Source organism: Kitasatospora sp. NPDC059803 (genome assembly GCF_042732255.1).
GTDB lineage: Bacteria > Actinomycetota > Actinomycetes > Streptomycetales > Streptomycetaceae > Kitasatospora.
The window spans coordinates 1-3,936 of the sequence record NZ_JBHWIJ010000031.1; the positions used below are offsets into that span (position 1 = coordinate 1).

Sequence of the window (3,936 nt, forward strand, 5' to 3'; positions counted from 1 at the left end):
CAGTTGGCGCGGTCGAAGTCGATCGCGCTGTAGGCCCGCAGCTTCGACAGCTTGTGGACGGAGTTGATCTCGCGGATCGTGCCGCTCTTGGAACGCATCACCAGCGAGCTGGTGGTGGCGGTCTCCTGGCGGTAGTGCACGCCGCGCAGCAGCTCGCCGTCGGTGATGCCGGTGGCGACGAAGAACACGTTCTCGCCGCTGACCAGGTCGTCGGTGGTGAGCACCCGGTCCAGGTCGTGGCCGGCGTCGAGGGCCTTCTGCCGCTCGGCGTCGTCCTTGGGCCACAGTCGGCCCTGGATGACGCCGCCCATGCACTTCATGGCGCAGGCCGCGATGATGCCCTCGGGGGTGCCGCCGATGCCCATCAGCAGGTCGACGCCGGTGCCCTCGCGGGCGGCCATGATGGCGCCGGCCACGTCGCCGTCGGAGATGAACTTGATCCGGGCGCCCGCCTCGCGGATCTCCCGGACCAGGCCGTCGTGGCGCGGGCGGTCGAGGACGACGACCGTGACGTCCTCGACGGCGCTGCCCTTGGCCTTGGCGACCCGGCGGATGTTGACGGCCGCGGGGGCGGTGATGTCGACGAACTCGGCGGCCTCGGGGCCGGCCACCAGCTTGTCCATGTAGAACACGGCACTGGGGTCGAACATGGTGCCGCGGTCGGCGACGGCCAGGACGGCGACGGCGTTGTTCATGCCCTTGGCGGTGAGCGTGGTGCCGTCGACCGGGTCGACCGCGACGTCGCACTCGGCGCCGGTGCCGTCGCCGACCCGCTCGCCGTTGTAGAGCATCGGGGCTTCGTCCTTCTCGCCCTCCCCGATGACGACTACGCCGTTCATCGAGACGGTCGAGACGAGGGTGCGCATCGCCTTGACGGCGGCGCCGTCCGCGCCGTTCTTGTCGCCACGGCCGACCCACCGGCCGGCGGCCATCGCGGCCGCCTCGGTGACCCGGACGAGTTCGAGCGCGAGGTTCCGGTCCGGAGCCTCGGGCGCGACCTCCAGGGCGCTGGGAAGGTGGTTCGGGTACTGCGTGGTCATCGTCGTTACCTCTCTGTACGCGACGGCCAGTAAGCGCCCGACTACTGCCTGGTCGAACGCCGTGGTGAGGGTCCTGCGATCGTATCTGCCTATGGGATGACTGTCTGTGGCGCGGGTCGCCACCCGGCGCCCGACCTGGTCGGTTCGTCCCGCTTCACCCGTACGCGGGCACCCCGGGTGGCCGTACCGCCGTAGGGATGAGTCACCATGTGGGGGTGGCTGGAGAGAGCAAACGCATGAGGGGCCGGGAGACCGTACGGGACATGGTCCTGTCGATGCTGGCGGTCGGCGCCGTGGTCTGGATCGGGTACCTGTTCCTTCCGCACGACGCGAACAGCGACCCGGTGCACGTGGTCGAGTACAAGGTGGCGGCGGCCTCAGCGAAGCGCGGCGCGCCGTACCCGCTGCTCTCCCCGGACGGGCTGTCCGACCAGTGGCGGGCCACCTCGGTCGGCTACCAGCCGGCCGCGATCAGCAAGGGCAAGGGCAACGCCTGGCACCTGGGCTTCGTCACGCCGTCCGGCCAGTACGCGGCGGTCGAGCAGAGCGACGTCCCGCGCGACGCGCTGCTGGCCGACAAGATCGCGGGCGGCAAGCCGGACGGCACCTCCGAGGTCGCCGGGCGCACCTGGGAGCGGGTGCAGGGCGAGAAGTCCCGCGCCCTGACCGTGCAGACCGGCGACGCGACCACCGTGCTCACCGGCACCGCCTCCTACGAGGAACTGGCCGAGCTGGCCCAGGCGCTCAAGTAGCCCGTCCCCCTGGGCCGCCCCCGGGGGAACGGCTCCGTACGCCCCCGCGGACGCCCCGCGGACGCGCCCGTACGACCCCGTACGCCCCCGTGCGCATACGGAGAGGGGGGGCGCCCCGCGAACCCGGGGGGGGGGGCGGCGGGCGCGCCACACGCCGCCCCCCCGGCCCCCCACCGCCGTACCGGCCGGTGCCCCGAACACCCCTGGCGCGCCGGAGGCCTCGGCCGCGCCCGCCGCCGCCGAGCCCCGGCCGACGGCCTCCCCGGCCCCCGGCGCCCGCCCGAACGGTGCCCGCCCCGCCCAGGGCGCGGCCCGTCCGAACGGCCGACCGGTGCCCGCCCAGGCCCCGAACCCGGCCCCGAACGGCTCGCCCGCCGCGCCGTTCCCCGCCGGCCCCGGTGCGCAGGCCCCGGCGGAGGAGCCCGGCGTGTACGAGGCCGCCTCCCCCTTTGCGCCGCCCACCGCCGACCCGTTCGCCCCGATGGCGCCCACGGCCGGAGCCCGCGGCCGGCGCGACGACCGCCCGCAGCAGGGCGCCCAGCAGAACGGCGGCCAGCAGAGCGGCAGGCAGCGCAACGGTCGGCAGCCCGACGGACGGCCGCAGCAGGGCCCGCGCCCGGGCGCCCGCCCGCAGGGCCCGGCGGCCGGCGCGACGGACCCGGAGGACACCTCGGTCGACGGCTTCGAGCCGATCCGCGAGGGCACCCCGCCGCCCGCCGCCATACCGGGCCTGCCGCAGAACGGCGCCGCGCACGGCGGCGAAGCCCGCCCGCAGCCCGGCCTGTTCGCCTCGGCCCCGGCCGGTGCCGACCCGTTCGCCGCCCAGCGCCCCGCCGGGCCGGGCCAGGACGCCTTCGCCCACCCGGCCCCCGGCGGGCTCTTCCCCGGCGCCCCCGGGCACCCGCAGCAGCAGCCCGGACCGGACCCGGAGGCCACCGAGCTCACCCCGCTGCCGACCCCCGCCCCGGGCCCCCGGCCCGCACCGCAGCCGGCCAAGACCGAGTCCGCGCCCGCGCCCGCGCCCGCCAAGGGCAAGGGCAAGGGCAAGGCCAAGCCGAAGGCCAGCGCCGGCAAGAAGCTGGTCAAGCTGGGCGTGTACGGCGTCGGCTTCGTGCTGTTCCTCGGCGCCGCCGCGTACGGCACCGGTCTGATGCTCAACCAGTCCGACATCCCCAAGGGCACCGTGGTGCTCGGCACCGACATCGGCGGCAACAGCCGCGACCAGGCGATCCACCAGCTCGACGAGACCGTCGGCAAGACCGGCCAGCAGCCGCTCAAGCTGAAGGTCGGCGACCAGGCGCTGAACCTCGACCCGACCGTCGCCGGGCTGAGCTTCGACACCACGGGCACCGTGGACGGCCTCGCCCAGCACAGCTACAGCCCGGTCGACGTCATCAAGTCGCTGAAGGGCGGCACCAAGGCGGTCGCACCGGACGTCAAGGTGGACCGGGCCAAGCTCAAGGCCGCCCTGGACACCCTGGCCTCCGGCTCGGGCCAGGGCCTTCAGGAGGGCTACGTCAAGTTCGCCGAGAACGGCGACCCGGTCGTGGTGCCCGGCCGGGCCGGCCAGGCCGTCGACTCGGCGAGCGCCCTCGACGTGGTCGAGCAGGCCTACCGCGACCGCGCCGCCGGCAAGCCCGACCAGCCGATCGCGCTCGCCGTCACGGCCGCCCAGCCCAAGGTCTCCCCGCAGGCCCTGCAAGCCGCCGCGGACAGCCTCGGCAAGTCCGCGCTCAACGGCAACGTGTACGTCCTGGCCGGCACCAAGAAGTGGATCTTCGGCAAGGTGGTCGCCGCCAAGACGCTCACGCTCGTCCCGGACGCCTCCGGCAAGATCGTGCCCAAGTGGGACCTCGACGCGCTGAACGGCCAGCTGGGCAGCGTGTTCGACAAGGTGAAGGTCAAGAAGAACGGCCAGACCGCCGCGATCACCCCGCAGGACGTCGCGGACGCCGTCACCTCGCTGCTCGACAAGACCGGCGAGAAGGACCGCACCTTCAAGTTCACCGTCGCCTGAGCAACGACCGCACCGATCGGGGGGGGGGGGGGGGGGGGGGGCCCACCACCAAAACAACCAACACCCACACCAAAAAAAAAAAGAAAAAAAAAAAAACACAACAACACCCACCACCCCAACAAAAAAA

The 3,936-nt window shown here is 73.6% G+C and carries 3 protein-coding genes; 2 read left to right on the plus strand and 1 reads right to left on the minus strand.

Annotation, left to right across the window (positions count from 1 at the left end; translation table 11 throughout):
* Positions 1-1,040 (minus strand): class II fructose-bisphosphatase (glpX, locus tag ACFV6I_RS07940; protein ID WP_063347979.1); only part of this gene is annotated, 1,040 nt, incomplete at its 3' end.
* A 236-nt stretch (positions 1,041-1,276) separates the two neighbouring features.
* Between glpX and ACFV6I_RS07945 the strand changes: the two genes are divergently transcribed.
* Complete coding sequence (locus tag ACFV6I_RS07945; RefSeq protein ID WP_063347978.1) at positions 1,277-1,792, plus strand: DUF4245 domain-containing protein; 516 nt, start codon at positions 1,277-1,279, stop codon at positions 1,790-1,792.
* Between the two features lie 331 nt (positions 1,793-2,123).
* On the plus strand, positions 2,124-3,809 hold the full coding sequence (locus ACFV6I_RS07950; protein ID WP_380423912.1) for a peptidoglycan binding domain-containing protein: 1,686 nt from the start codon (positions 2,124-2,126) through the stop codon (positions 3,807-3,809).
* Positions 3,810-3,936 lie beyond the last annotated feature (127 nt).

Excerpts from the sequence above, each read along its gene's own strand:
- ACFV6I_RS07945 (WP_063347978.1), top strand. The coding sequence starts at position 1,277 with ATGAGGGGCCGGGAGACCGTACGGGACATGGTCCTGTCGATGCTGGCG.